At 74.9% G+C, this 22,412-nt stretch carries 20 protein-coding genes and 1 pseudogene; 7 read left to right on the forward strand and 14 right to left on the reverse strand.

Going from position 1 to position 22,412, the window contains the following annotated elements; all coding sequences use genetic code 11:
- Positions 1-24 precede the first annotated feature (24 nt).
- A complete protein-coding gene (locus tag ACIRFH_RS08995) occupies positions 25-462 on the reverse strand; it encodes an Hsp20/alpha crystallin family protein (RefSeq protein WP_403518347.1) in 438 nt (145 codons plus the stop codon).
- A gap of 149 nt (positions 463-611) precedes the next feature.
- On the opposite strand from ACIRFH_RS08995, the gene ACIRFH_RS09000 reads away from it, so the two are divergent.
- The gene (locus tag ACIRFH_RS09000) at positions 612-1,295 is read left to right on the forward strand and encodes a type III effector protein (protein ID WP_403518349.1); all 684 of its coding nucleotides are present in this window, start codon (positions 612-614) and stop codon (positions 1,293-1,295) included.
- 5 nt (positions 1,296-1,300) lie between these two features.
- On the opposite strand, the gene grpE is transcribed toward ACIRFH_RS09000, so the two are convergent.
- Positions 1,301-1,846, reverse strand: a complete 546-nt coding sequence (gene grpE / locus ACIRFH_RS09005; protein ID WP_403518350.1) for a nucleotide exchange factor GrpE — start codon at positions 1,844-1,846, stop codon at positions 1,301-1,303.
- Positions 1,843-3,696: a molecular chaperone DnaK gene (dnaK, locus tag ACIRFH_RS09010; RefSeq protein WP_403518352.1), complete on the reverse strand. Its 1,854-nt coding sequence runs from the start codon at positions 3,694-3,696 to the stop codon at positions 1,843-1,845. Before dnaK ends, grpE begins: the two co-directional genes overlap by 4 nt.
- 611 nt (positions 3,697-4,307) lie before the next feature.
- On the opposite strand from dnaK, the gene ACIRFH_RS09015 reads away from it, so the two are divergent.
- The 4 genes from ACIRFH_RS09015 (at position 4,308) to ACIRFH_RS09030 (ending at position 7,677) form a co-directional block, all read left to right on the forward strand.
- On the forward strand, positions 4,308-5,060 hold the full coding sequence (locus ACIRFH_RS09015; RefSeq protein WP_403518354.1) for a LamB/YcsF family protein: 753 nt from the start codon (positions 4,308-4,310) through the stop codon (positions 5,058-5,060).
- Positions 5,057-5,704: an allophanate hydrolase subunit 1 gene (locus ACIRFH_RS09020; RefSeq protein ID WP_403518356.1), complete on the forward strand. Its 648-nt coding sequence runs from the start codon at positions 5,057-5,059 to the stop codon at positions 5,702-5,704. Before ACIRFH_RS09015 ends, ACIRFH_RS09020 begins: the two co-directional genes overlap by 4 nt.
- Positions 5,701-6,555, forward strand: a complete 855-nt coding sequence (locus ACIRFH_RS09025; protein WP_403518357.1) for a biotin-dependent carboxyltransferase family protein — start codon at positions 5,701-5,703, stop codon at positions 6,553-6,555. The genes ACIRFH_RS09020 and ACIRFH_RS09025 overlap by 4 nt, the downstream gene beginning before the upstream one ends.
- A gap of 417 nt (positions 6,556-6,972) precedes the next feature.
- A complete protein-coding gene (locus tag ACIRFH_RS09030; RefSeq protein WP_403518359.1) occupies positions 6,973-7,677 on the forward strand; it encodes a DUF4232 domain-containing protein in 705 nt (234 codons plus the stop codon).
- A 161-nt stretch (positions 7,678-7,838) separates the two neighbouring features.
- Here ACIRFH_RS09030 and ACIRFH_RS09035 read toward each other — a convergent pair whose 3' ends face one another.
- The 11 genes from ACIRFH_RS09035 to ACIRFH_RS09085 all read right to left on the reverse strand — a co-directional run bounded on the left by ACIRFH_RS09035 (position 7,839) and on the right by ACIRFH_RS09085 (position 20,503).
- A complete protein-coding gene (locus ACIRFH_RS09035; RefSeq protein ID WP_403518361.1) occupies positions 7,839-9,599 on the reverse strand; it encodes an ABC transporter ATP-binding protein in 1,761 nt (586 codons plus the stop codon).
- Positions 9,596-11,338, reverse strand: a complete 1,743-nt coding sequence (locus tag ACIRFH_RS09040; protein ID WP_403518363.1) for an ABC transporter ATP-binding protein/permease — start codon at positions 11,336-11,338, stop codon at positions 9,596-9,598. The genes ACIRFH_RS09035 and ACIRFH_RS09040 overlap by 4 nt, the downstream gene beginning before the upstream one ends.
- Positions 11,335-12,486, reverse strand: coding sequence for a SagB/ThcOx family dehydrogenase (locus ACIRFH_RS09045; protein WP_403518365.1), 1,152 nt, complete (start codon positions 12,484-12,486; stop codon positions 11,335-11,337). The genes ACIRFH_RS09040 and ACIRFH_RS09045 overlap by 4 nt, the downstream gene beginning before the upstream one ends.
- Positions 12,487-12,494: 8 nt before the next feature.
- The gene (locus ACIRFH_RS09050) at positions 12,495-13,874 is read right to left on the reverse strand and encodes a YcaO-like family protein (RefSeq protein ID WP_403518367.1); all 1,380 of its coding nucleotides are present in this window, start codon (positions 13,872-13,874) and stop codon (positions 12,495-12,497) included.
- On the reverse strand, positions 13,871-15,352 hold the full coding sequence (locus tag ACIRFH_RS09055; protein WP_403518369.1) for a CocE/NonD family hydrolase: 1,482 nt from the start codon (positions 15,350-15,352) through the stop codon (positions 13,871-13,873). Before ACIRFH_RS09055 ends, ACIRFH_RS09050 begins: the two co-directional genes overlap by 4 nt.
- A complete protein-coding gene (locus ACIRFH_RS09060; protein ID WP_403518371.1) occupies positions 15,349-16,206 on the reverse strand; it encodes a hypothetical protein in 858 nt (285 codons plus the stop codon). The genes ACIRFH_RS09055 and ACIRFH_RS09060 overlap by 4 nt, the downstream gene beginning before the upstream one ends.
- Positions 16,207-16,297: 91 nt before the next feature.
- Positions 16,298-16,411 (reverse strand): streptamidine family RiPP, encoded by a 114-nt coding sequence (gene amiA, locus ACIRFH_RS09065; protein ID WP_403518372.1) that lies wholly within the window; start codon positions 16,409-16,411, stop codon positions 16,298-16,300.
- Between the two features lie 57 nt (positions 16,412-16,468).
- Positions 16,469-17,290, reverse strand: coding sequence for an ABC transporter ATP-binding protein (locus tag ACIRFH_RS09070; RefSeq protein WP_403518374.1), 822 nt, complete (start codon positions 17,288-17,290; stop codon positions 16,469-16,471).
- A 20-nt stretch (positions 17,291-17,310) separates the two neighbouring features.
- Entirely contained in the window at positions 17,311-18,318 is a 1,008-nt protein-coding gene (locus ACIRFH_RS09075; RefSeq protein WP_403518376.1) for a FecCD family ABC transporter permease, read from the reverse strand.
- A complete protein-coding gene (locus ACIRFH_RS09080) occupies positions 18,315-19,457 on the reverse strand; it encodes an iron chelate uptake ABC transporter family permease subunit (protein ID WP_403518695.1) in 1,143 nt (380 codons plus the stop codon). The genes ACIRFH_RS09075 and ACIRFH_RS09080 overlap by 4 nt, the downstream gene beginning before the upstream one ends.
- 68 nt (positions 19,458-19,525) lie before the next feature.
- Positions 19,526-20,503: an ABC transporter substrate-binding protein gene (locus ACIRFH_RS09085; protein ID WP_403518378.1), complete on the reverse strand. Its 978-nt coding sequence runs from the start codon at positions 20,501-20,503 to the stop codon at positions 19,526-19,528.
- Between the two features lie 85 nt (positions 20,504-20,588).
- On the opposite strand from ACIRFH_RS09085, the gene ACIRFH_RS09090 reads away from it, so the two are divergent.
- Together ACIRFH_RS09090 and ACIRFH_RS09095 are read left to right on the forward strand one after the other, a co-directional pair.
- On the forward strand, positions 20,589-21,788 hold the full coding sequence (locus ACIRFH_RS09090; protein ID WP_403518380.1) for a YncE family protein: 1,200 nt from the start codon (positions 20,589-20,591) through the stop codon (positions 21,786-21,788).
- 335 nt (positions 21,789-22,123) lie between these two features.
- Positions 22,124-22,412, forward strand: a pseudogene (locus ACIRFH_RS09095) (hypothetical protein); the annotation flags it as partial.

Below are 22,412 nucleotides of genomic sequence, written 5' to 3' on the forward strand. Positions count from 1 at the left end.
TCACCTGTCGCTGCCGTCTCCGGCTCAGCCGGAGATCTCCTTGCGGTCCGCGCCGCCGCCGATGGTGATCTTGCGGGGCTTGGCCCGCTCGGCGATCGGGATGCGCAGTGTGAGGACGCCCGCCTCGTAGTCCGCGCCGATGTGCTCGGTGTCGAGGGTGTCCGCCAGCATCACCTGACGGGAGAAGACACCCAGGGGGCGTTCCGAGAGCTCCATCTGGACGTCGTCGCCCCTGGCGACGGGACGGCGTTCGGCCTTGACGGTCAGCATGTTCCGTTCGACGTCGATGTCGATCGCGTCCGGGTCGACACCGGGCAGGTCCAGGGCGATCACGTACGCGTCGCCCTCGCGGTAGGCGTCCATGGGCATCGCCGTCGGACGCGACCAGGTGCCGGACGCATTGCCGAACAGCTGCTGGGTGAGCCGGTCGAACTCACGGAAGGGATCGGTGCGCATCAGCATCGGGAAACACCTCCAGTCCGAGCAATCCGCTCATGCGCTGCTTCCTGTATTTCTTGTAGCATGTCATCCGAACGATGACAAGTGAGTCCGTCATCCAACCGGTGACAAGGCCGGACGGCATGAGGTGACCCGACCGAGCGGAGGTGACCATGACCGCGGACCCCCAGCACTCCCCTCCCCAGCCCGCCTCCTTCCCCGCTGCCCAGGCAGCGCTCGCGGCGATCGAGGAGGCGGTCAACAGCGCACAGACTTCCCGGCCCGCCGAGCAGCCCGCCACCGAGGTCAGCTCCGAGCAGGCCCTGGCCGCGCTGCTCCTCCTGCGCGAGGTGCGCACCCGGCTCGCGCAGTGGGAGACGGCGCTGATCGAAACCGCCCGCGAAGCAGGCGCCAGCTGGGCCGACCTCGCCCACCCCCTCGGTGTCGCCAGCCGCCAGGCCGCCGAACGCCGCTACCTGCGCCTGCGCCCCGGAGCCCCCGGCACCACCGGCGAGCAACGCGTCCAAGCCACCCGGGACCGCCGCGCCGCCGACCGCGCCGTCACCGCCTGGGCCCGTGGCAACGCCGCCGACCTGCGACAACTCGCCGGCCAGATCACCGCCCTCACCGGCCTGCCCACCGAAGCCCGCACCCCCCTCGTACAAGCCCTGGGCCACGACGACGCCGCCGGCCTCCTCGGCCCGCTGGCCGGCGCCCGCGACCACCTCACCGCCGACCACTCGGAACTGGCCGCCCGCATCGACACCCTCACCCGCCACACCGACCAGCTCCGCGAGACGGGGAACGGCGAACCGCCTTCCGCCCCGGCGACGGGTGACGCCGCGCACGCGCGGTGACGCGGTCAGTTCCGCGCGAGGGGCAGGGGCGGCCTGCCCGTCGGGGCGGAGGCCCGCGATGCACCTCGGCCCCCTGTGCGCGGGTCGTCCGCGGGCGGAGCCGGCCCGGTGACCTCCACCTGGGCCGGACGCACCAGGTGGTCGCCCAGACGGTAGCCGGGCCTGAGGACCGCCGAGCACACCAGGCGGTCCACGTCGGCACGGACGCGGTGCGTCAGGGCGTCGTGGCACGCCGGGTCGAACGGATCGCCCACCTCGCCGAACGACGAGACGCCCAGCGAGCCGAGCTGTTCCCGCAGGCTGTCGGCGATGCCCGTCAGGCCGGGCGTGTGCGGCTCGTGCTCCCACGCCCGGTCCACGGCGTCCAGTACGGGCAGCAGCGCCCGCAGCACGTTGGCCACGGCGATCTCGCGCACGGCCAGGCGGTCCCGCCGTACCCGCTTGCGGTAGTTGTCGTACTCGGCCTTCACCCTCAGCAGGTCGGCGGTCCGCTCCTCCACGAGGCGCCGCAGCTGTTCCGGTTCGGTGTTCCGCGCCCCGCCCCCGGTCATCGTCGGCCGGCCTCCGGCTTGTCGTCGTCGACGATCTCGGCGTCCACCACGTCGTCCTCGGCCGGGCCGCCGCCCGTGGACGCACCGGTGGACTGCTCCGTCCGCGACCTGTCGTACAGGGCCGTGCCGATCTTCTGCGCGGCCTGCGCCGTACGGTCGATCGCCTGCCGGATCGCCGTCGTGTCCTCGCCCTTCAGCTTCTCCTTCAGGTCTGCCAGCGCCGTTTCCGTCTCGGACCTGGCGTCCGCCGGGATCTGCGCGGCGTTGTCCCCGAGGAGCTTCTCGGTGGAGTAGACCAGTTGCTCGCCCTGGTTGCGGGTCTCCGCCGCCTCACGCCGCAGGCGGTCCTCCTCCGCGTGCTGCTCGGCCTCCCGCACCATGCGGTCGATGTCGTCCTTGGGCAGCGCCGAGCCGCCGGTCACGGTCATCTTCTGCTCCTTGCCGGTGCCCAGGTCCTTGGCGGAGACGTGCATGATGCCGTTGGCGTCGATGTCGAAGGCGACCTCGATCTGCGGCACCCCGCGCGGCGCCGGCGGCAGACCGGTCAGCTCGAACATGCCGAGCTTCTTGTTGTACGCCGCGATCTCCCGCTCGCCCTGGTAGACCTGCACGCTCACCGAGGGCTGGTTGTCCTCGGCGGTGGTGAAGATCTCCGAACGCCTCGTGGGGATCGTGGTGTTGCGCTCGATCAGCTTGGTCATGACGCCGCCCTTGGTCTCGATGCCCAGCGACAGCGGGGTGACGTCCAGCAGCAGGACGTCCTTGACCTCGCCCTTGAGGACACCGGCCTGCAGCGAGGCGCCGACGGCCACCACCTCGTCGGGGTTGACGCCCTTGTGCGGCTCCTTGCCGGTCAGCTCCCTCACCAGCTCCGTCACCGCCGGCATCCGGGTCGAGCCGCCGACCAGGACCACGTGGTCGATGTCCGAGACCTTGATCCCGGCGTCCTTGACCGCGTTGTGGAACGGGGCCTTGCAGCGCTCCAGCAGGTCGGCGGTCAGCTGCTGGAGCTGGGCGCGGGTGAGCTTCTCGTCCAGGTGCAGCGGACCCTCGGCGGACGCGGTGACGTAGGGCAGGTTGATGGTCGTCTCGGTGGACGACGACAGTTCGACCTTCGCCTTCTCCGCCGCCTCCCGCAGCCGCTGCACGGCCATCTTGTCCCTGGACAGGTCCACGCCGTAGTGGTTCTTGAACTGCTTGACCAGGTGGTCGACGATCCGCTGGTCCCAGTCGTCACCGCCGAGACGGGTGTCGCCGTTGGTGGCCTTCACCTCGATGACGCCCTCGCCCATCTCCAGCAGGGAGACGTCGAAGGTGCCACCGCCCAGGTCGAAGACGAGGACCGTCTGGTCGTTCTCCTTGTCGAGGCCGTACGCCAGCGCCGCCGCGGTCGGCTCGTTGATGATCCGCAGGACGTTCAGGCCCGCGATCTCACCGGCCTCCTTGGTCGCCTGGCGCTGGGCGTCGTCGAAGTACGCCGGCACGGTGATCACCGCGTCGGTGACGTCCTCGCCGAGATACGCCTCCGCGTCCCGCTTCAGCTTCTGCAGCACGCGTGCGGAGATCTCCTGCGCGGTGTACCGCTTGCCGTCGATGTCGCCGTGCTCGGGGAACCGCCAGCCGTGGTCGCCCACGTACCGCTTGACCGAGCGGGCGGTGCGCTCCACGTTCGTCACGGCCTGCCGCTTGGCGACCTCGCCGACCAGGACCTCGCCGTTCTTGGCGAAGGCCACCACCGACGGTGTGGTGCGCGCGCCCTCCGTGTTGGTGATGACGGTGGGCTCGCCGCCCTCCAGGACCGAGACCACCGAGTTCGTCGTACCGAGGTCGATACCGACCGCACGTGTCATCTGCGCTCTCTCCTTCCTCCTCCGCCCGGCTCTCGCCTCAGCGGCGGGGAGCCCACCGGACGGGCCCCGCGCGCAGCGGCGGCTCCGGGCGGGCGGCCCCGAGCACCACGGCGTACCGCACGGGCGGGGCCGGGCCGGCCGGCCGCGGGCTCCCGCCCGTGCCCGCGGCCGTGGTCGTGGGCCGCCCGCAGCGCGGGATCACGCGGTGTCTCGTACGCCGTCCGGGACTCGCCGAACCGTGCGGCGGTGACCGCGTCCACGCGGGTGCCGGGGCGCGGGTCCCACACCCGGGCGCGGTAGGCCGAGGTGATCGCCTCCGCTGCCGTCGAGGGCTCCGCCCCGAGTACCGCGTACACGTCCGGGTCCCGGTCCCGCCCTTGCATTCCCGGCCACCTCCGGACATGCGACGAGCTGCGATTTCCGACTCGCTCACCTACAGTCCTGAATAAAACTTGAGTCCGCTCCAGTCAAGGACGAGATGGCTGGAGAGCCGTCCGGGGCGGGATGCGGACCCGGAGCTCCGGAGCCGGTGCTTCGGCGGTCCGCGGGCCGCGGGCGCGCCCACCGTCCACCTCTTGTCGAATCGTTCAACAATCCATTACGTTCGAAGGGTGATCGACCTCAACGCAGACCTCGGCGAGGGCTTCGGCCGCTGGACCCTCACCGACGACGACGCCCTGCTCTCCGTCGTCACCAGCGCCAACGTCGCCTGCGGTTTCCACGCCGGCGACCCCTCGGTGATGCGGCGCGTCTGCGACCTCGCCGCCGAGCGCGGGGTGCGCATCGGGGCCCAGGTGTCGTACCGCGACCTGGCCGGCTTCGGACGGCGCACCATGGACGTACCCGCCGGTGAACTCGCGGCCGAGGTGGCGTACCAGATCGGCGCGCTGCGGGTCTTCGCCGAGGCCGCCGGTGCGGAGGTGGCCTACGTGAAGCCGCACGGCGCGCTCTACAACCGCACCGTCCACGACCCCGGGCAGGCCGGCGCCGTGGTGGAGGGCGTGCGGCTGGCGGGCGGCGCCCTGCCGGTGCTCGGCCTGCCGGGCTCGCGCCTGCTCGCCGCCGCCGAGGACGCCGGCCTCATCGCCGTGCCCGAGGCCTTCGCGGACCGCGCCTACACCCCCGAGGGCACACTCGTCCCGCGCCGCGAGCCGAACTCCGTGGTGACGGACGGGGACGCGGTGGTACGGCGGGCGCTGGCGTTCGCGGTGGACGGCGCGGTCGAGGCGGTGGACGGCACGACCGTCGCGGTCGCCGCCCGTTCCCTGTGCGTGCACGGCGACACCCCGGGCGCGGCCCGGATCGCGGCGCGGGTGCGCGAGGCGCTGGAGGCGGCCGGGGTCGGGGTCGGGGCGTTCGCATGACCCGGAACCCGCTGCTCACGGCCCGTCCCGCCGGGCGGCACGCACTTCTCGTCGAACTGCCCGACGCCGAGCGGACCGCGGCCTTCCACGCCGAACTGCTGCGGCGGCGCGCGGCGGGGACCCTGCCGCCGGTGGAGGAGATCGTGCCGGGGGCGCGGACCGTGCTCCTGGACGGAGTGCGAGACCCCGAGGCGCTGGCCCGCCGGCTCGCGGGCTGGGAGGTCCCGGCGGGTGCCGCGGACGACGGGGCCGTCGTGGACATCGCCGTGCGCTACGACGGCCCCGACCTGTCCGACGTGGCGGCCCTGTGGGGGGTCGCACCGCACGAGGTGGCGGCCCTCCATTCCTCCCGTACGTACCGTGTCGCGTTCTGCGGTTTCGCGCCGGGCTTCGGCTATCTCACCGGACTGCCCCCGGAGTTGCACGTGCCCCGCCGGGCCACACCGCGGACCCGGGTCCCGGCCGGAGCGGTCGCGCTCGCCGGTCCCTACAGCGCGGTCTACCCCCGCTCCACCCCCGGCGGCTGGCAGCTGATCGGCACCGTGCCGGACCCGGGTCTCCTGTGGGACCCCGCGAGGGAACGGGCGGCGCTCCTCGCACCGGGCACCCGGGTGCGTTTCGTGGCGGCGGAGGACGCGGCATGAACGCCACGCTCACGGCCGTGCGCGCCGGTGCCCTGACCACGGTGCAGGACGCGGGCCGACGCGGCCACGCCCACCTGGGGGTTCCCCGCTCCGGCGCGCTGGACGCGCCCGCGATGCGGCTCGCCAACCGGCTGGCCGGCAACGACGCCGACGCCGCCGTCCTGGAGACCACCCTGACCGGCTGCGCCGTGCGGCCCGACCGTGCCGTCACCGTCGTGGTCGGCGGCGCGCCCTGCCCGGTGACGGTGGACCGGCGGCCGGTGGCCTGGGGCGCGCCGGTGCGGGTGCCGGCGGGCGCCGTCCTGGACGTGGGGGCGGTGACCGCGGGCGTGCGCTCGTACGTGGCGGTCTGCGGAGGCATCGCCGTCGAACCGGTCCTCGGCAGCCGCTCCACGGACCTGCTCTCCGGGCTGGGCCCGGCACCACTGCGCGACGGGGACGTCCTCCCGGTGGGCACGCCCGCCCGGCCGGCACCGCCCGTCACCGCCCCCTGGCCGGGTCCGCCCGCCGAACTGGTCCTCCCGGTGCGCTACGGCCCCCGCGCCGACTGGTTCACCGCGGCCGCGCTGCACGCCTTCACGTCGGCGACGTACCGTGTCTCCCCGCACAGCAATCGCATCGGCCTGCGCACCGAGGGGCCCGCGCTGCAACGGGCGTCGGCGGGCGAACTGCCCAGCGAGGGCATGGTCCTCGGGGCCGTCCAGGTCCCGCCGGACGGACGTCCCGTGGTGTTCCTGCGCGACCATCCGACGACAGGCGGTTACCCGGTGATCGCGGTCGTCACCGAACCGGCCCTCGCCGCGGCGGCCCAGGCCGCGGTGGGGACACCGGTACGCTTCACACCCGCGTGACGCGGGGCGGGCGTCCGGACGGGCTTCGCCCGGTCCGCGCTGCCGACGCATGCCGGTTGCTGTCAAGATCCGCCGGGTAACGGTTCTGTCCCGGCGGGTACGGCCACGGACACGGCGCGGAACGATGCGGGAACCGGCGTTCCGGCCGGATCGGCGGCGTGGCCCGGTGCGGTGGAGCGCTCCGGGTGCGGTCCTTGTCTCTCCTGCCCGACGGCGTCATGAGCGCCGGAGGAACGGCGCGGTGCGGACGGGCGTGCGCCCGGTGGCGATGTGCACGGTTCCCGATCTTGTGTGTAACAGGCATGTCGTAGCGGGCGGTTGGAGGGAACGGCGGACGGGGCCGGGCGACTCCTGATGTCCGGAAAGGCTCGCTCGTACCGACGGGCCGGCACCCGAACCGATACCGAGGAGCGCACGATGCGCGTTAACAAGATCACTGTCGCAGCCCTTGCCGTTGTCGCGGGTCTCTCGCTCACGGCCTGCCAGAACGACGATGACGCCACGGGGCAGAGCAGCAACTCGTCCGCCGCGTCCACCGCGACCTCTTCGAACGGCGGTTCCGGCTCGGGCGGCTCGGGCTCGGACGGCTCGGCCCGGGACACCGCGGGGGGCTCTTCCGCGGGGAAGAGCTCGAACGAGGGACAGGGCTCGAACGAGGGGCAGGGCTCGGTCGCCGGAACCGGCACCAACGAGAACGGCAAGATCGGCAAGTGCCGCACCGACGAACTCGAGGTCAAGGCGGTGGACCACACCAGCGACGGCGACCCGTACGGCTTCGTCGCGGTGGAGTTCACGAACGGCGGCGGCCGGGACTGCGCGATCTCGGGTTACGCGGGTGTCGACCTGAAGACCAGCGCGGGAGAACTGTCCGCGAAGCGCACCGGCGAGCAGCCGGCCTCGACCGTCCTCAAGGACGGCGAGTCGGTGGCCTTCTCCCTCACCTACCCGCTCAACGACTCGGGCGGTTCCGGTGTCCGCATCACGGGCCTGGTGGTGACCCCGCCGGACGAGACGAAGTCGGTCTCCCTCGACTGGCCGGGCGCCGCCACGCTGCCCGTCACGGACGGTTCCGGCTCCTCGGTGAAGGTCGGCCCGATCGGAAGCGCCGGCCAGGGCGGCTGAACCGCTCCCCGACGGCACCGAGGGTTCCGTCCCGTTCCCGAGACACCGGGCGGTCGAGCGGACCTGCGGTCGGCTGCTGCTCCACCGCCGTCCGGTCCGCGACCATGACCCCTTCACGGCCCGACGGCTCACCGGCGGGATCGCCGTCCCGACGCCCGGGCTCAGGGCGGGGTGGTGGTGAGTATGCGGTTGAGCGCGCTGTCGGGGCGGCCGGTGAGTTCCTCCCAGGTCCCCTCTTCCGTGATGCGGCCCTTCTCGAGGACGGCGATGCGGTCGGCGCGGCGGATGGTGGCCGGCCGGTGGGCGATGACGATCGTGGTGCGCCCCTCCTCCCGCAGCGCGTCGGCGAGTTGGGCGTCGCCGGTGTTGTCCAGGTGGGCGGTGGACTCGTCGAGGACCAGGACTCTCGGGCGGACCAGCAGGGCGCGGGCGAGGGCGACGCGGGCCCGCTGACCCCCCGAGAGCGTCGCGCCGCGCTCCCCCACGAGGGTGTCCATCGGTGCGATCCGGTCGACGCCGCACAGCCGCGCCACCGTGGCGAGCAGGCCGTCGTCCGCCTCGGGCGCGGCGAGCCGCAGGTTCTCGGCCAGGGTGCCGTGGAAGAGGGGTGTCTCCTGTCCCACGAGGACGACCGCGCGCCGCAGTTCCGCGTCGCTCACCTCCCGCACGTCCACGGGGTCGCCGTGGACGGGCACCAGCTGGACGGTGCCGGCGGACGGGTCCCAGAACCGGGCCAGCAGGTGGGCGCAGGTCGACTTGCCGGCGCCGGAGGCTCCGACCAGCGCGAGTGTCCGCCCCGGGCGGACGGTCAGGTCGACGCCGTCCAGCACGGGCCCGCCGCCGTAGTCGAACCGCACCCGGTGCAGCCGGACGCCCAGCGGGCCGGGCGGCAGGGCGCGGGGCGCGGCGGGCGGCGGGGCGAGGGCGGGTGCGTCGACGGCCGCGCCGACGCGGGCGGCGGCGGTGCGCAGCGCCACGGCCTGGCTCAGTGCGCGGGCCGATTCCGCGACCGGGCCGAGGACGGACAGGGCGAGGGCCATCGCCGCCGGGGCCCATGCGCCGTGCAGCCGTCCGGAGGTCACGGACTGCGCCGCCGCGGCGACCGTGCCGAGGACCGCGGCCACGATGAGGAGGTCGCGGACCGCGGCGGCGACCGCCTCCCCCGTGGCCTCGGCGCGCTGGGCCTCGCCCACCTGCCGTCCCCGCTCGGCGAGCTTGCGGCGGCGTTCCCCCAGAGCGTCGAAGGCGAGCAGTTCGCGCAGCCCGTCGACGGCCTCCACCGTGTCGGCCGACAGCCTCGCCATGGCCGTGCGGGTGCGGCTGCCGCGCGCCGCGCGGGCGCGTGCGTCGGCGAAGGGCACCGCCGCGAGCAGGGCCGCGACCGGCAGCACGGCCGTCAGCAGCCACGGCTCGACCGCGGCGAGGACCACGGTGCCGCCGGTGAGGACCGTGCCCGCCGCCAGCAGTTGGGCGGTGGTGTGGGCGTAGAAGAACTCCAGCGCCTCCACGTCGGCCATGGCGGTGGCGGCGAGGTCGCCGCTGCGCCGGCCCGCGACCCGGGCGGGCGCGCTGCGGGCGAGCCCGTCGAAGACGCGTACCCGCAGTGCGGCGAGCACCCGGTAGGCCAGGTCGTGCGAGAGGTCCATCTCCCGCCAGGTCGTCAGGGCGCGTACGAGGACGAGGACGGCGAGCGCGGTGACGGTGCCGGCCGCGGGCGCGCGTCCTTCGATGACGGCGGTGCCCACGGTGTGCGCGGCCAGGGTCAGCAGTGCGACGAGGGAACCCTGTTCGAGGAGGGCGGCGGCGCAGGTGCGGGCCGTCATGGCGCGGTGTGAGGAGAGGGCGGGGAGGAGGGCACGCAGTGCGCCTCGCGCGGGTACGTCCGCGTCGGTGGCTGCGGTGCCGGTGGTGGCGGTGCTCATGCGGCGAGTTCTCCTCGGTGGGCGCGGCCGGCTTCGACGAGCCGTGTGTAGACGCCGCCGGCTCCGGCCAGGTCGGCGTGCTCGCCGACGGCGTCCACCCGTCCCGCGTCGAGGACGACGATGCGGTCGGCGTGCCGGACGGCGGCGAGCCGGTGGGCGACCAGCAGCACGGTGCGCCCGCCGGCGGCGGCGTTCAGCAGTTCGCGGACGATGTCCGCCTCGCGGCGTTCGTCGACCGCGCTGGTGGCTTCGTCGAGGACGAGGACCGGGGCGTCGGCCAGCAGGGCCCGCGCGAGGGCGAGCCGCTGGCGCTGGCCGCCCGAGAGGGTGGCGCCGCGTTCGCCGAGGAGGGTGGCGTAGCCGTCGGGGAGGGCGGTGATCTCGTCGTGGACGCCGGCGGCGCGCGCGGCCCGGGTCAGGTCGTCGTCGGTGGCGTCCGGCCGGGCCAGGCGCAGGTTGTCGGCGATGGTGGCGTGGAAGAGGTACGTGTCCTGCGAGACGACGGCGATGCCCCTCCGCAGTGAGTCGAGTGCGTACGCGGTCGTGGGGCGCCCGTCGAGGACGATCCGGCCCTCCTGCGGGTCGTGGTGGCGCAGGAGCAGGGCCAGCAGGGTGGACTTGCCCGCGCCGGAGGGGCCGACGATCGCGGTCGTCCGTCCCGCCCGCGCGGTGAAGGAGACGCCGTCCAGGGCGGGCGTCGGTGCGCCGTCATAGGTGAACCGGACGTCGTGAAAGCGCAGTTCGGGCGGTGTCGGCCAGTGCGCGGGTGCCGTTCCGGTGTCGGGGACGGCCGGCTCGGCCGTGCGCAGGGCCGCGAGCCCGTCCGCGGCCGAGGCGCCCAGGTATCCGGCGTGCCACTCGCGGGCCAGGTCGCGGACCGGCCGGAAGCACTCGGAGGCCAGCAGCAGCGCCAGGTAGGTGGCGGTCGCCGTGGCGGAACCGGTGACGGCCGACCGGCACGCCAGCAGGGCCGCGGTGGCGGTGCCGCCCTGGACGGCGAGGTCGGTGATGCCGGTGTCGACCAGGGACACCCGCAGTTTGGCGACGGTCGCGCGGTGCAGCGCAGCGGACCGCTCCTCCAGGCGTGCGCGGGTGCGGCCGACCGCGCCGGCGGCGCGCAGGGCGGGCATGCCCTGGAGGGCCTCCAGGTAGTCGGCCCCCAGTCCTTCGTACGTGTCCCAGTGCTCCTTGCCGCGGGTGGCGAGGGCCCGGTCCCAGGCGCGCGGCCCGGCCAGCGCCAGGAGCAGGGCGGGGACGAGCCCGAGGAGGGCCCACGGTTCGACCAGGGCCAGGGCGGCCAGTACCAGGGGCGGCACGGTGAGGGTGACCAGGAGCTGGGGCAGGTAGCGGGAGACGTAGGCGTCGACGCCCTCCACCCCGTCGACGAGGGTGGTGCGGACGGCACCGGCCCGCGCGGCGGTCAGGTGCGCGGGCCCCGACCGGCCCAGGCGGGACAGGAGTTCGTCCCTCAGAGCCGTCCTGACCCGGGCTCCGGCACGGGTGGCGGTGCGCCGCTGCCCCACGGCGAGCCCGGCACGGGCGGCGACGACGGCGAGCACCGCGGCCAGCAGCCACGGAAGCCGGCCGGTCTCACCGCGGGCCAGGTCCGCGAGCGCCAGGGCCAGCAGCGCGGCCTGCGCCAGGTGGGTGAGGGTGACGGCGCCCTGCAGGAGGGTGGCCGTGAGCAGGGGGCACCGGGCGCGCCGGGCGGCGCGGCGCAGCTCGGGGTGGACGATCACGTGGTGTTCTCCTCGTCGGCGTGGCGGGTGCCGAGGGCCAGGGCGTGGACGATCCAGTCCCGGCCCCGCGCGGCGCCGAGCGCGGCGCCGAGGTCCGCCTGCTGCCAGGAGCCGACGGGCCGGGCGGCCAGCCCGTGGCGCCGGGCGGTGACCTGGGCCAGGTGGACGGCGAAGCCGGCCCGCAGGTGGGCGCGGCGGATGTGCGGGGCGTCGGCGTCGGCGGGGCAGCCGTGGGCGAGCAGGACGGCGCCCGCGTCCGCGACCCACGCCTGGCCCGCGGCCCAGTGCGCGAGCGTCGGGCGGGCCTCTCCCGTCGCGTACGGCCGCAGGGTCGTTCCGTCGGCGGCCAGTTCCACGAGGCCGGGCCGGGGCGGGCCGAGCGCGGCGCACCAGCGCAGGTCTCCGGCGCCGGCCCGTACGGCGGTGGTGAGGACCGCCCGCAGGGCGTCCGGGGAGGGGGCGCCCGGCAACGGCGGCGGGGCGCTGCGGCGCGCCAGCAGCTCCGCGGACGTGGGCGGGCCTTCCGTCAGCCCCGGGACACGGGCGCTGCCGGCCGGGTGCAGCGGGCTCCGCCCGCCGGGGGGCGGGACGTGCACGGCGGCCAGGGGGGTGTCGGTGAGTCCGTCCAGCCGTACCCTGGGCTCGGCCGCGCCCAGGGCGCGGGCCGCGAGGACCAGCGCCGCGGCGGCGTGCCCGGTGTCCAGCAGCAACAGGGGCCAGGCACGGTGGCCGTAGTGGGACACCGTGCGCCGCGCGGTGACGGAGAGTCCGGCCGTCACGCCCGGCGGCGTGCCGTCGGGTGAACGGCCGATGCGGTGGACGTGGTGGCGCAGCGGGTCGTAGCCGTAGCGGCCGGGCGGCAGGGAGCAGCCGGCGCCCACGACCAGTTCGGCGTCCACCGGGTGCAGCGCGCCGGCGGAGGGCGCCGGCCGGAGGCGTCCGGAGTCGTCCGAGGCCGCCAGGGAGAGACGCAGCAGGGTCCGCAGATCGAGGTCCGCCGGGCCTGCCTCCGGGATCGGGAGCGGCGGCCCCGGCCAGGTGCGGACGGCCGTTCCGGCGGGCGTGCCGGGGCCGGGGCGCTCCGGGGAGCGGGCGCGGGCGAGGGCGGTGACGAGGTCCACCGGCCGGTCCTCGCGGAGGTCTTCCACGGCGGCCCTCACATGTGCGGCGGAGGCGCCAGCGTGAAGTCCTCCGGCGCGCTCGGCGGGGTGGTGCGCCAGCCGCGGGCGACGGCGGCCCCGGCGAGGCGGGGGCAGCCGAAGTAGCCGAAGGCGGCGGGGGCGTTGGGCAGGAGTCCGGAGACGAGGACCCGGGCGACGCGCAGGGGTGTCTCGGCCACGTCCTCGGTGGTGAGGTCGAAGGTCATGACGCGGTGGCCGCCCGCGCGCAGCGCGCTCTCCAGCCGTTCCCGGCCGCCGGGCTCGACCTCGTCGACGGACACGGTCCCGAGCGAGGGTGCGGTGAAGCGCCGGGACTCGGCCGCCATCCGCTCGTCCAGCCACACCTGCACGTGCGCTCCCAGGTCCCGCACGTGCTCGAACCGCTCGCCGCACGCGTCGAGGTAGCGGCGGTCGGCGCGGTGCTCCAGGTAGAGCCCGCGGGCGAGCAGCCCGGCTTCGACGGCCTGGAACACCCAGCCGTCGGGGTCGGTCAGGCCCTGGGTGAAGACCCAGGTGTGGACGGCTTCGAGAACGGCCTTGCGGGCGGCCTCGGCCGGGTCGTGCTTGCAGGCGAACCCGGCGGCGTACAGGCCCAGGCGCGGGTCGTGGACGAGCGCGGCCACGCAGGGGGCGAACTCCGAGGGCATCTCGACGAGGTGGACGTCGAGCGCGGAGCCGGCCAGGTCGTCGGCGAGGCCGGGCACGCTCGCCGGGTCGATGCCCCGGGCCGGGCCGTCCAGGTGCCACCACAGTTCCAGGGCGTCGCGTTCGACGGTCTCCAGCAGGCCGCGTTCGACGGCGTCGTCGAGGCCCTGTCCGGCGGCGATCCCCGCGTAGTTGAGGTGGTGGGTGCGGGGCAGTTCGCGCAGTCCGCCCTGGCGCCAGTTGAGGTGGGTGAGCGCGACGGGTGCCCAGACCTCCGTCGTCCGTCCGCCGGGCAGCAGTTCGGTGCCGCGCGTCCACAGGGCCGGGGTGTCGGGGCCGAGGGGGCGGTAGGGGAACTTCTCCCGGGCGTACTGCCAGTCGGCGTACGCGGGCAGGTCGCCGGGGCCGTAGAGCCGCAGTCCCTTCTCGGCCAGTGCGGCGGCGGTCGCGCGCACGGGGGCGTGGGGATGGCCGGGCGGCGGCACGCGGTTGCCGCAGTACCGCTCCATCCCCTCGGCTATCGCGGCGACGCGGGCCTGCCCGGGGTCGCCGAAGGTCGTGCCGAGGGAGACCCGGTCGGCGGGCCACGGTCCGAGTCTGCGGGCGTCGGAGATCTCGGCGGTGAGCGCGGTGTAGCGGGGTGGGGCGCCCGTGGGGTGCTCGACGGGCTTGACCTTGCGGACGATGCCGCAGACGGGGTCGACGAGTGCTTCCAGCGGCAGCGTCGTCATCGCAGGATCTCCTCGGCGGGGTCGGTGGGGGTGGGGCGGGTCGGGAGCACGGGCAGGTCCAGCACCACGCTGTCCGGATCGACCTCGCGCCGGGAGGCGAGCAGCCGGTCGGCCGTCACCGGGTCGTCGCCGGTGTGGGGGTTGCGGGCGTGGGCCGGGAAGTGGTGTCCGGCGATCTCCAGGCGCAGCCGGGTGCCGGCCCGGAGCCGACGCGCGAGCCTGCCGAGGCCGACGGTGAACGCGGCTTCCCGGCCGGCCGGTCCGGCACGCCGGACGATGCCGGCGGCGAGCCGCTCGGCGGTCCCTTCCGGCGTGAGCGCGACGAGCCGGGCGGCCCAGTCGGCGGACGGCGTGTGGGCGGTGGCCCGCAGCCGGACGCTCACGGGACCGACCACGTCGAGCGGGCGTGGCAGCGGCGGGGTGGCCAGCAGGCAGCGGTCGGGCGGGCCGTCGACGGGGACGGTCAGGTCGTCGGAGCGGGCGGGCCGGCCGGGGTCGGCGGTGAAGGCCGACCCGTGCAGCAGTCGCGGCCGTCGTGCACGCGGTTCACCGTTCGCGTCGGCGGACAGCCACAGGTCCGCGCCGCCCAGTGCCTGTGCGCCGCGGCGGCCGGGGGCGAGCGCGCCGGTCAGGGCGCGGCGGGCCCAGCGCACGTACAGCTCGCCGAGGTTCACCCGGTGGGCCGGGCCGGCGCCGGGTCCGGGCGTGGTGCCGAGGCCATGCCCCCAGGGGCCCAGCAGCATCCGGGCGGAGGGTCCGCCCCAGGTGCGCCACAGGGCGACGGTCTCCTCGGTGAAGTGGTCGTGGTGGCCGCCCACCGTGAGCAGGGGCACGGTGGCGTGGGCCGCCCGCGCGAGGAGGCGGCCGCGGTCGCGGTGCCGCCACAGGTCCGCCCAGGAGGGCAGGTCGCGGCCCAGCCGTTCGGGGAGGCCGGTGAGCGGCAGGTGGGTGAGGAGTCCGGGGTCCGCGGCGAGGGCCTTGTCCAGCGCGCTCTCGTCGGAGTCCCGCCGGTCGCCGTGGGCGGCCCACCATCCGGCGCGGGACAGCAGCCGCTCCGCGCCGGACGCCTCGCGTGCGGTCTCCGCGGGGCCGAGGGCGGGCACGGCGGCGACGACGGCGTCCGGCCGGGCGTCCTCGGACGCGTCGAGGGCGAGGACGAGGGCGCAGTGGGCCGCGTAGGAGGCGCCGGCGGCCACCAGGCGGCCGTCGCTCCACGGCCGCCGCCGGATCCAGCGGACGGCCGCCGCTCCGTCGGTGGCCTCGTCCGCGTACGGGTGCCACTCCCCCGGCGACGCGAACCGGCCCCGCACGTCCTGGACGACGGCGGCGAACCCGCGGCGGGCCCAGCCGCGCGCCTCGGCCCGGTGCCGTGTCCGGTCGTAGGGGGTGCGCACCAGGACGGCCGGGAAGGGGCCGTCGCCGGCCGGGAGGCGGACGTCGGTGGCGAGTTCCCCCACCGCCGTGCTGAACGCCGTCATCCGTCCTGCTTCGGCAGCGGTGCGACCTCGGGCACCGGGAGGACGGGGTGCTCGGTGACGGTCAGCGTGCGCAGGTCCACGCGTCGGAGCCGGCGCCGGGCGGGGAGGCCGGCCGTGTCGGGGGTGCCGGTGGCCCACCGGTGGAGATCGTCCGCGAGCAGTGCCGCGAGCAGCGTGGCGGCGGGAGGGGCGAGCCGGACCGGCGTGCCAAAGGTGCGGGGGCCGCCCCAGTAGGCGGCCAGTTCGCGGTGAGCGGGCGTGGCGGCGAGCCGACGGGAGCGGACGTGTGCCGAGGTGACGTCTCCGGGAGCGGCAGCCACCGGCTCGACGTACGCCTGCCGGCCCTCGCGGTGGCAGCGCAGCCATGCGACGCCGTGGCCGGCCAAGGTGTCGGCGGCGTCCCACAGCCCGTCCGGCACGGGCCCGTCGAGGCACCACACGACCGCGGAGGGCTCTCCGTCGAGCAGGTCCTCGACACCCGCCGGTGATCTGCCTGAGGCGGTCGCTCCCGGAGTCGTGCGCGGCCGCGCGCCCAGGGCGGCCAGTTGTCCGGCGAGCGGTTCGGTCAGGACCGGGTCGCCGAGGATCCTGATGTCCCGGCGGGCGGCGGGCCACTCCGCGTGCGGCGGCTCCTCCGTCAGATAACCGGCCTTCTCGAACGCCCGCACGACACGCTCGAGCTCCCTGCCGACCGGGGCCGCCGCGGACTCGCCCCTGAGCAGGGAGAGCAGGACGTCCTCGTCCGCGTCCCCTGTCCTGACGCCGAGGAACTCCCCCTCCGGGGTACGGACGGCGAGCCCTCGTCCGGGCACGGTGACGACCTCGACACCGGGGGCGAGTCGGCTGTGGGACACGGTGATCCTCCTGACGGCGGGGGCTGGGACGGGAGTGGGCCCACCCGGAAGGCGACGGGCGGACCCACGGACGAGGGTGGCCGGACCCCGCTTACTCCTCGGCGTCCTCGAAGGGGTTCTCGACGAGGGCGTTGGAGTGGGAGGCCGAGTCGTGCGCCAGCTGGCCGGGGTCGGCGATCGGCGCGAATACCTGCTCGTCGTCCATGAACTCTCCTTCATCAGTGGGGAGATACGGCGTTCGGTCGAGCGCCGTGACGCCACACTAATGAATCTGATTTTCATATTCTAGAGCGGGAAGAGGGTGATCTGGATAACACACCGGCCAGCCCCCCTCGGGGTCCCGGCCGACCCGGCCGGCCACCTTCAGCACGTCCGCCAGCAGCCCCGGTGTCACGACCTCCTTCGGTGCCCCGTCGGCCACCACGCGGCCGTCGCGCAGGGCGACGACGCGTTCGGCGAAGCGGGCGGCGTGGGCCAGGTCGTGCAGCACCATCACCACGGTGAGCCCGCGTTCCTCGCGGAGGCGGACCACCGACTGCAGCACGTCGAGCTGGTGGTGCAGGTCGAGGTAGGTGGTCGGCTCGTCGAGGAGCAGGACGCGGGTGTCCTGGGCGAGTGCCATCGCGAGCCGGACCCGTTGCCGCTCGCCGCCCGACAGCGCGTCGACGTCGCGGTCGGCCCACTCCTCCACCCCGACGTCGCGCAGCGCCCGGCGCACGACCGGGTCGTCGCCCTCCCGCAGCATGCCCAGCGGGCCGCGTGCGGCGTACCGCCCCTGACGGACGAGGTGACTCACCGTCATGCCCGGGACGGCGGGGGCGGACTGGTGCAGCAGCGCCACCCTCCGGGCCGTGGCGCGCCTGGAGAGGCGGGCCAGGTCGTCCCCGCCGAGCCGAACGCGCCCCTCATCGGGTCGCAGCAGCCCGGCGGCCAGCCGCAGCAGGGTGGACTTGCCGCAGCCGTTCAGGCCGATGAGGGCGGTCAGTTCGCCCGGCCGGACGGTCATGTCGACGCCCCGCAGCACGGGCCGTCCGGGGTAGCCGAAGCGGACCCCCTCGACATGGATCCCCACGGACTCGGTCATGCTCTGTCCTTACGTCGACTTCAGAACGAACGGTTCGGCGTGCGGCGCACGACGACCAGCAGCAGGGCGGCGCCGAGGCAGGCGGTGAGCGCTCCGACCGGCAGCGTGAGCCGTCCGGAGTCCAGCGCCGCCGCCAGCAGCCGCGAGGACAGCTGCGCCGCCGCGTCCGCCCCGCACACCACGACCGCGCCCGTCAGGGCGGCGCCGGGAAGGCTCGTCCGCAGGTCCGCGCCGAAGACGGCCACGGCCAGGTGCGGGACGAGCAGCCCCACGAAGCCCAGCGCCCCGACGGCCGCCACCGCGCCCGCCGTCAGCGCCACCGCGCACAGCAGGGCCAGGGTCCGGGCCCGGCGAGCGGAGAGGCCGGCGGCCAGGGCGATGTCGTCCCCGCAGCGCAGCAGGGTCAACGGCCCGGCCAGCAGCCAGGCCGCGGCCCCCCAGACGAGCGCCCAGGGCCACAGCAGGTGCCAGTGCTGCCACACCCGGCCCTCGGTGGTGCCCACCAGCCACTGCACGACGCCGCCGAGTTCGCCCGGCTCCACGAGCAGCACCACGGCGGTGAGCCCGCCGAGCACGGCCGATACCAGCACCCCGTGCACGGCGGTCTGCGCGGGGTCACCGCGCCCGCGACCGGTGAGCAGCCACAGGAGCGCCGCTCCGGCACACCCACCCGCGCAGGCGGCGAGGACCACGGCCAGGGGAGAGTCCCATCCGCCGATTCCCAGGGCCGTCGCGGTGACGGCTCCGAGCACCGCCCCGGGGGTCACCCCCGTCACTTCCGGTCCGGCGAGGGGGTTGCGCAGGGCGGACTGCAGGACCAGCCCCGCCACCGCCAGGCACGCGCCCGCCCCGAGGGACACCAGCAACCTGGGCAGGCGCAGGTGGAAGAGAATGTGGTGTTCCGTCGCGTCACCGCCCCCGTTCAGGACGTCCCAGGCCGCGCCCGGGGACATGCCGCGCCCGGCCACCAGTTCCACACCGGCGCACACGACGGCCAGTGCCGCGAGCGCCGTGAAACGCCGGGTCACCGCGCGTCCTCCGTTCCGGTCGTCCCGGACGGGGCCGGGCGGGCACCGACGGGCCCGTCGTGCCCGGGGTCGTCTCGGCGGGTGCCGGCCGATGCCCCGGTGCGGGGGGCTTCGGTCGCCGTACCGGAAACCGGCCTCCTCGGTCCGCGCGGTGACTCGCGCACAGCAGCCGGAGCGGCCGGTCCACGCCGGTGCGCCCGGCCCCGGCCACCCGACCGCATCAGCGCGACCCCGGCCGGCACCCCCAGCAGGGCCGTCCAGGCACCGGCGGGCGTCTCCACGGGCGCCAGCGCCAGTCTGGCCGGGACATCGGCGACCGTCACGACGGCAGCGCCCCAGGCGGCGGACCAGGGCAGCCATCGCACCGCCCCCGCCGCAGGGTCGAACCAGCGGGCCAGGTGCGGGGCGAGGAAGCCCACCCACGCGACGGGCCCGCACACGGCCGTCACCGGGGCGATCAGCGCCACGGCGATGGCCAGCGCGGCCAGCCGGGCGCGATGAGCGCGCACGCCCAGCGCCTCGGCGTCCTCGTCGCCCAGCCGCATCACCGACAGCACCGGCGCGCACAGCACGAGGGCGGGCACCGCGACGAGCAGCCACGGCCACAGGCCCGTCACGTCGTCCCAGGTCCGGGCGGAGAGGGAGCCGAGCAGGTAGCGGTAGACGAGCTGGAGGTCGAGCTGGTCGGCCATGACCATCAGGACGAGCAGCGCGGCCTGCAGGGCGGCCGCGACCGCGGCGCCGGTCAGCAGCACGGCGGACGGGCTGCGGCCCAGCCCGGCGGTGAGGAGCGTGAGTCCGCCGCCGAGCGCGGCCCCGCCGATGGCCGGCAGGGGCTGGACGGCGGCGGGCAGGGACAGGGTCAGCACCAGCGGCGCGGCCACCCCGAGCGCGGCCCCGGACGACACGCCCAGCATCTCCGGCACCGCCAGGGGATTGCGCAGCGCCTCCTGGAGCACCAGTCCGGCCGCTCCCAGACAGGCTCCGGCGACGAGCGCCAGCACCAGGCGGGGCACGCGGAGTTCGGTGACGACGATCCCGGCGAGGGTGGTGTCCCCGTCCAACACCGCGGCGACCAGCCGGTGCGGGGGAACGTACGGGGTGCCGAGGCTGAGCAGACAGACCGAGGAGGCGGCCAGCAGCACGCCCACGAGGAGCGGTTGCCACCTCCGCGCGCCGCGCGACACGGGCACCGACGGGGACGTCCTCACCGCAGCGCGGCCGTGGCCTCGTCGAGGACGATACCCAGCGAACGGGTGCCGCGCCCCTTGGCCCAGACCTCCGGGTCCACCTCGTGGACGTCGCCGTTCCGCACTGCCGGGATCCTGCCCCAGAGCGGGTTCCCGGCCAGCTTCTCCGAGAGCTTGCCGTCCGCGTCACCGAAGCTCATGGTCTCGACGAAGAGCACGTCCACGCCCTGGGCGAGGATCTCCTCGAGACTGTAACTGCCCTCCACGCCCCGGGACTTCCACGGGTAATCGGCGATCCTGGGGAACAGGCTGGCGGCCACGTCGCCCTCCGGGGTCGCGACGCCGAAGTTCTCGTCGCTGCCGTAGATGACGAGCGCGGTCCTGTCGCTCGGGGTCTTCTCGGCCGCGGCCAGCTTGGTCCGGAAGGCCCTCTCGGCCTTCTCCCCCTCGGCGGTGCGGCCGGTGAGCGCGGCGACGTCGCGCAGGTACCCCACGCTGTCCTCCCACGTCTCGGGCTGCATGGCCCAGAACGTGGTGGCGCCCTCGAGCGCCGGGGCGAGCTTGCCGTGGGCGTCCCCCAGTCCGATCACGAGGTCGGGTTTGTGGGAGAGGATCGCCTCCACCTCCGGGGCGATGAAACCACCGGGGACGACGCCGACCTCCTCGGCCCTCGCCTTCCCCAGGAAGTCCGGATGGGCGAGCAACGCGCTGTTGGTGGCCGTCGGGACGATGCCCAGTTCGGTCAGGATGTCGTCGCAGAGCGCGAACAGGCAGACGATGCGCTCGGGTTGCTTCTCCAGAGAGACCTTGGTGCCGTTCGTGTCGGTCAACTCCGTGGCCGCTCTGATGGGTTCGACGGTGACCTCGGTCCTCGCCGCGGGCTCGGCCTCACCACCCGCGGGTCCTTCGGACGACGAGCCGCAGCCGGTCAGGACGGAACCCACCACCACTGCGGTGAGCCAACTGCGGACGATTCTCGACGGTGAGCGCAGCATCGATGCCCTCGCTTCTTCTCAGGGACCGGGAACGCACCGAAGATACATGATAATCATTTTCATCAGATCGGTTCCTGGAGGATCCATGCCCGCTGCCACACCCGTTCTGCTCGTCTCCGACCACGTGGACGGATCCGTCCATGTGCTGACCGTGCCGGACGGCGCCGTCGTGGGACGCCTCACCGGCCGTCATCTCTCCGAGCACGCCGGGTTCCTGGCGCTGCCGGAAGGACGGGTGGCCTGCGTCGACGACCGCCGGGGGGAACTGCTGGTACTCGATCCGTTCGCCGGGAAGCTCGTCGAACGCACGGTCCCGGTCGCCGTGCCGGCCGAGCACCTCGCCTGCGACCCGTCCGGCCGCCGACTGGCCGTGACCACCGGCCTGGGCAAGAACGGCGAGCCGTGGTCGGATCTGCTGACGGTCCTCGACCTGGCCACCGGAGAGGCCGCGCGGGTGCGCACGCGCGTCGGTGAACCGGGCGTGACGGTCCTGGGCGGCGGCGACCCGCTGGTCGTGCTGCGACACCGGGAGCCCGGTGCGCTGGCCGTCCACCGGTTCGCGGACCTCCTCGCGGCCCCGCCCGGCTGCCCTCCGGTCCCCCCTCACGCGCTCCTGCCGCTGCCGGACGACGGTCACGGGGACGCACACGCACCCGGCTCGGGACACGTGTTCGCGGCCACGGGCGAGGGAGTGCACCGGGCCCGGAGGAAGGGCGACACACTCGTCGCCGAGGCGGTCGTCCCGTGGGGACCGTCCGCCCGGGGCTGGTACCTCCGGTTCGACACCCGTCGGCAGGCGTTGTGGACCACGCTGCGCGGCGGTGACCCGGATCCGCTGCGGTGGCCGGAGTGGACCAACCAGGCATGGCGCCACGACCTGGAGACAGGCCGCACGCTGCTCACGGACCTCGGCCCCGGGCTCGTCTTCCGGCTGGCCCTCGCCCGGCGCCACACCGCATTCACCCGCATCCATCCCGCCGGCGACGAACTGGTCCTCCTGGGCGCCGACGACATCGCCCGCCGCTTCCCCCTGCCGGCCATGGACGGCGCTCCGCGACGCGGCGGCACCCCGTGGGAAGGCGTCCAGCGCCGAGCGGTGGCCGCCTCACCGGGCTCCGACTGGATCGCCGTCACCCGGGGCGGCCACGGCGAGGTGCACATCGTCGACGCGGAGACCGGCCACGAGGCGACCCGGGTGCGGCTGGGCACACCGCTGCACCACGGTGGCCACATGGCACTGCGCAGCCGGAACGACGGTGCCGACGGGGATCCCGTGGGCCGGTGACAGCCTCGGACCAAGGGCCGACCGGGCCTGAAGAACCGGTCGGCTCCCCCGTAGCACCGCGGTATCGCCCACCGAGGCCGGCGGACCGACCATGACGGGCGGCCGGAAGAGTCCGCCGAGCTGGAACAGGGCGTGCACCATCGCGTCGCCGGGCTCGAATCAGCACACAGGTGGCATGACAGCGACGTCTTGATCGCGGATAGGGTGTGCGCGCGACGACACCGTACTCGTTCAGGAGGTCAGGAGTGGGGCCAGAATCCCCGGCGATTCGCGTACCGGTCGGGGAAGGGTCCGGTCAGTGGACCAGCCGAAGCACCCAGCGCCGAGTCCTGCTGGTGGTCCACAACGTCACCTCAGCCGTCCGTCTGATGGATCTGGTGCCGCTGTTCCACGACGACTTCCGCGTCCAGACACTGGTCACTTCGACGGGCTCCTCCGCCTTCCAGAGCGGCATCCGCGAACTCTTCCATGAACTGCAGCTGCCTGAGCTGCCTTGGGGGCAGGCGCTTTCGACTCCGGTGGATCTGGCGATCTCAGCAAGCTTCGGCGGTGAACTCGACCTGATCCAGGGCAAGTTGACAGTACTCTCACATGGGGTCGGGTACACTAAGAAACTGGACAAGC

Origin of the sequence: Streptomyces sp. NPDC093586, assembly GCF_044764905.1 — a bacterium.
Lineage (GTDB): Bacteria > Actinomycetota > Actinomycetes > Streptomycetales > Streptomycetaceae > Streptomyces.

Coding starts and splice junctions, on each gene's coding strand:
- ACIRFH_RS09070 (WP_403518374.1), bottom strand. CDS start 17,290: ATGACCGAGTCCGTGGGGATCCATGTCGAGGGGGTCCGCTTCGGCTAC.
- ACIRFH_RS09050 (WP_403518367.1), bottom strand. CDS start 13,874: ATGACGACGCTGCCGCTGGAAGCACTCGTCGACCCCGTCTGCGGCATC.
- ACIRFH_RS09025 (WP_403518357.1), top strand. CDS start 5,701: ATGAACGCCACGCTCACGGCCGTGCGCGCCGGTGCCCTGACCACGGTG.
- ACIRFH_RS09030 (WP_403518359.1), top strand. CDS start 6,973: ATGCGCGTTAACAAGATCACTGTCGCAGCCCTTGCCGTTGTCGCGGGT.
- ACIRFH_RS09020 (WP_403518356.1), top strand. CDS start 5,057: ATGACCCGGAACCCGCTGCTCACGGCCCGTCCCGCCGGGCGGCACGCA.
- dnaK (WP_403518352.1), bottom strand. CDS start 3,696: ATGACACGTGCGGTCGGTATCGACCTCGGTACGACGAACTCGGTGGTC.
- ACIRFH_RS09055 (WP_403518369.1), bottom strand. CDS start 15,352: ATGACGGCGTTCAGCACGGCGGTGGGGGAACTCGCCACCGACGTCCGC.
- ACIRFH_RS09085 (WP_403518378.1), bottom strand. CDS start 20,503: ATGCTGCGCTCACCGTCGAGAATCGTCCGCAGTTGGCTCACCGCAGTG.
- grpE (WP_403518350.1), bottom strand. CDS start 1,846: ATGACCGGGGGCGGGGCGCGGAACACCGAACCGGAACAGCTGCGGCGC.
- ACIRFH_RS09090 (WP_403518380.1), top strand. CDS start 20,589: ATGCCCGCTGCCACACCCGTTCTGCTCGTCTCCGACCACGTGGACGGA.
- amiA (WP_403518372.1), bottom strand. CDS start 16,411: ATGGACGACGAGCAGGTATTCGCGCCGATCGCCGACCCCGGCCAGCTG.
- ACIRFH_RS08995 (WP_403518347.1), bottom strand. CDS start 462: ATGCTGATGCGCACCGATCCCTTCCGTGAGTTCGACCGGCTCACCCAG.
- ACIRFH_RS09035 (WP_403518361.1), bottom strand. CDS start 9,599: ATGAGCACCGCCACCACCGGCACCGCAGCCACCGACGCGGACGTACCC.
- ACIRFH_RS09000 (WP_403518349.1), top strand. CDS start 612: ATGACCGCGGACCCCCAGCACTCCCCTCCCCAGCCCGCCTCCTTCCCC.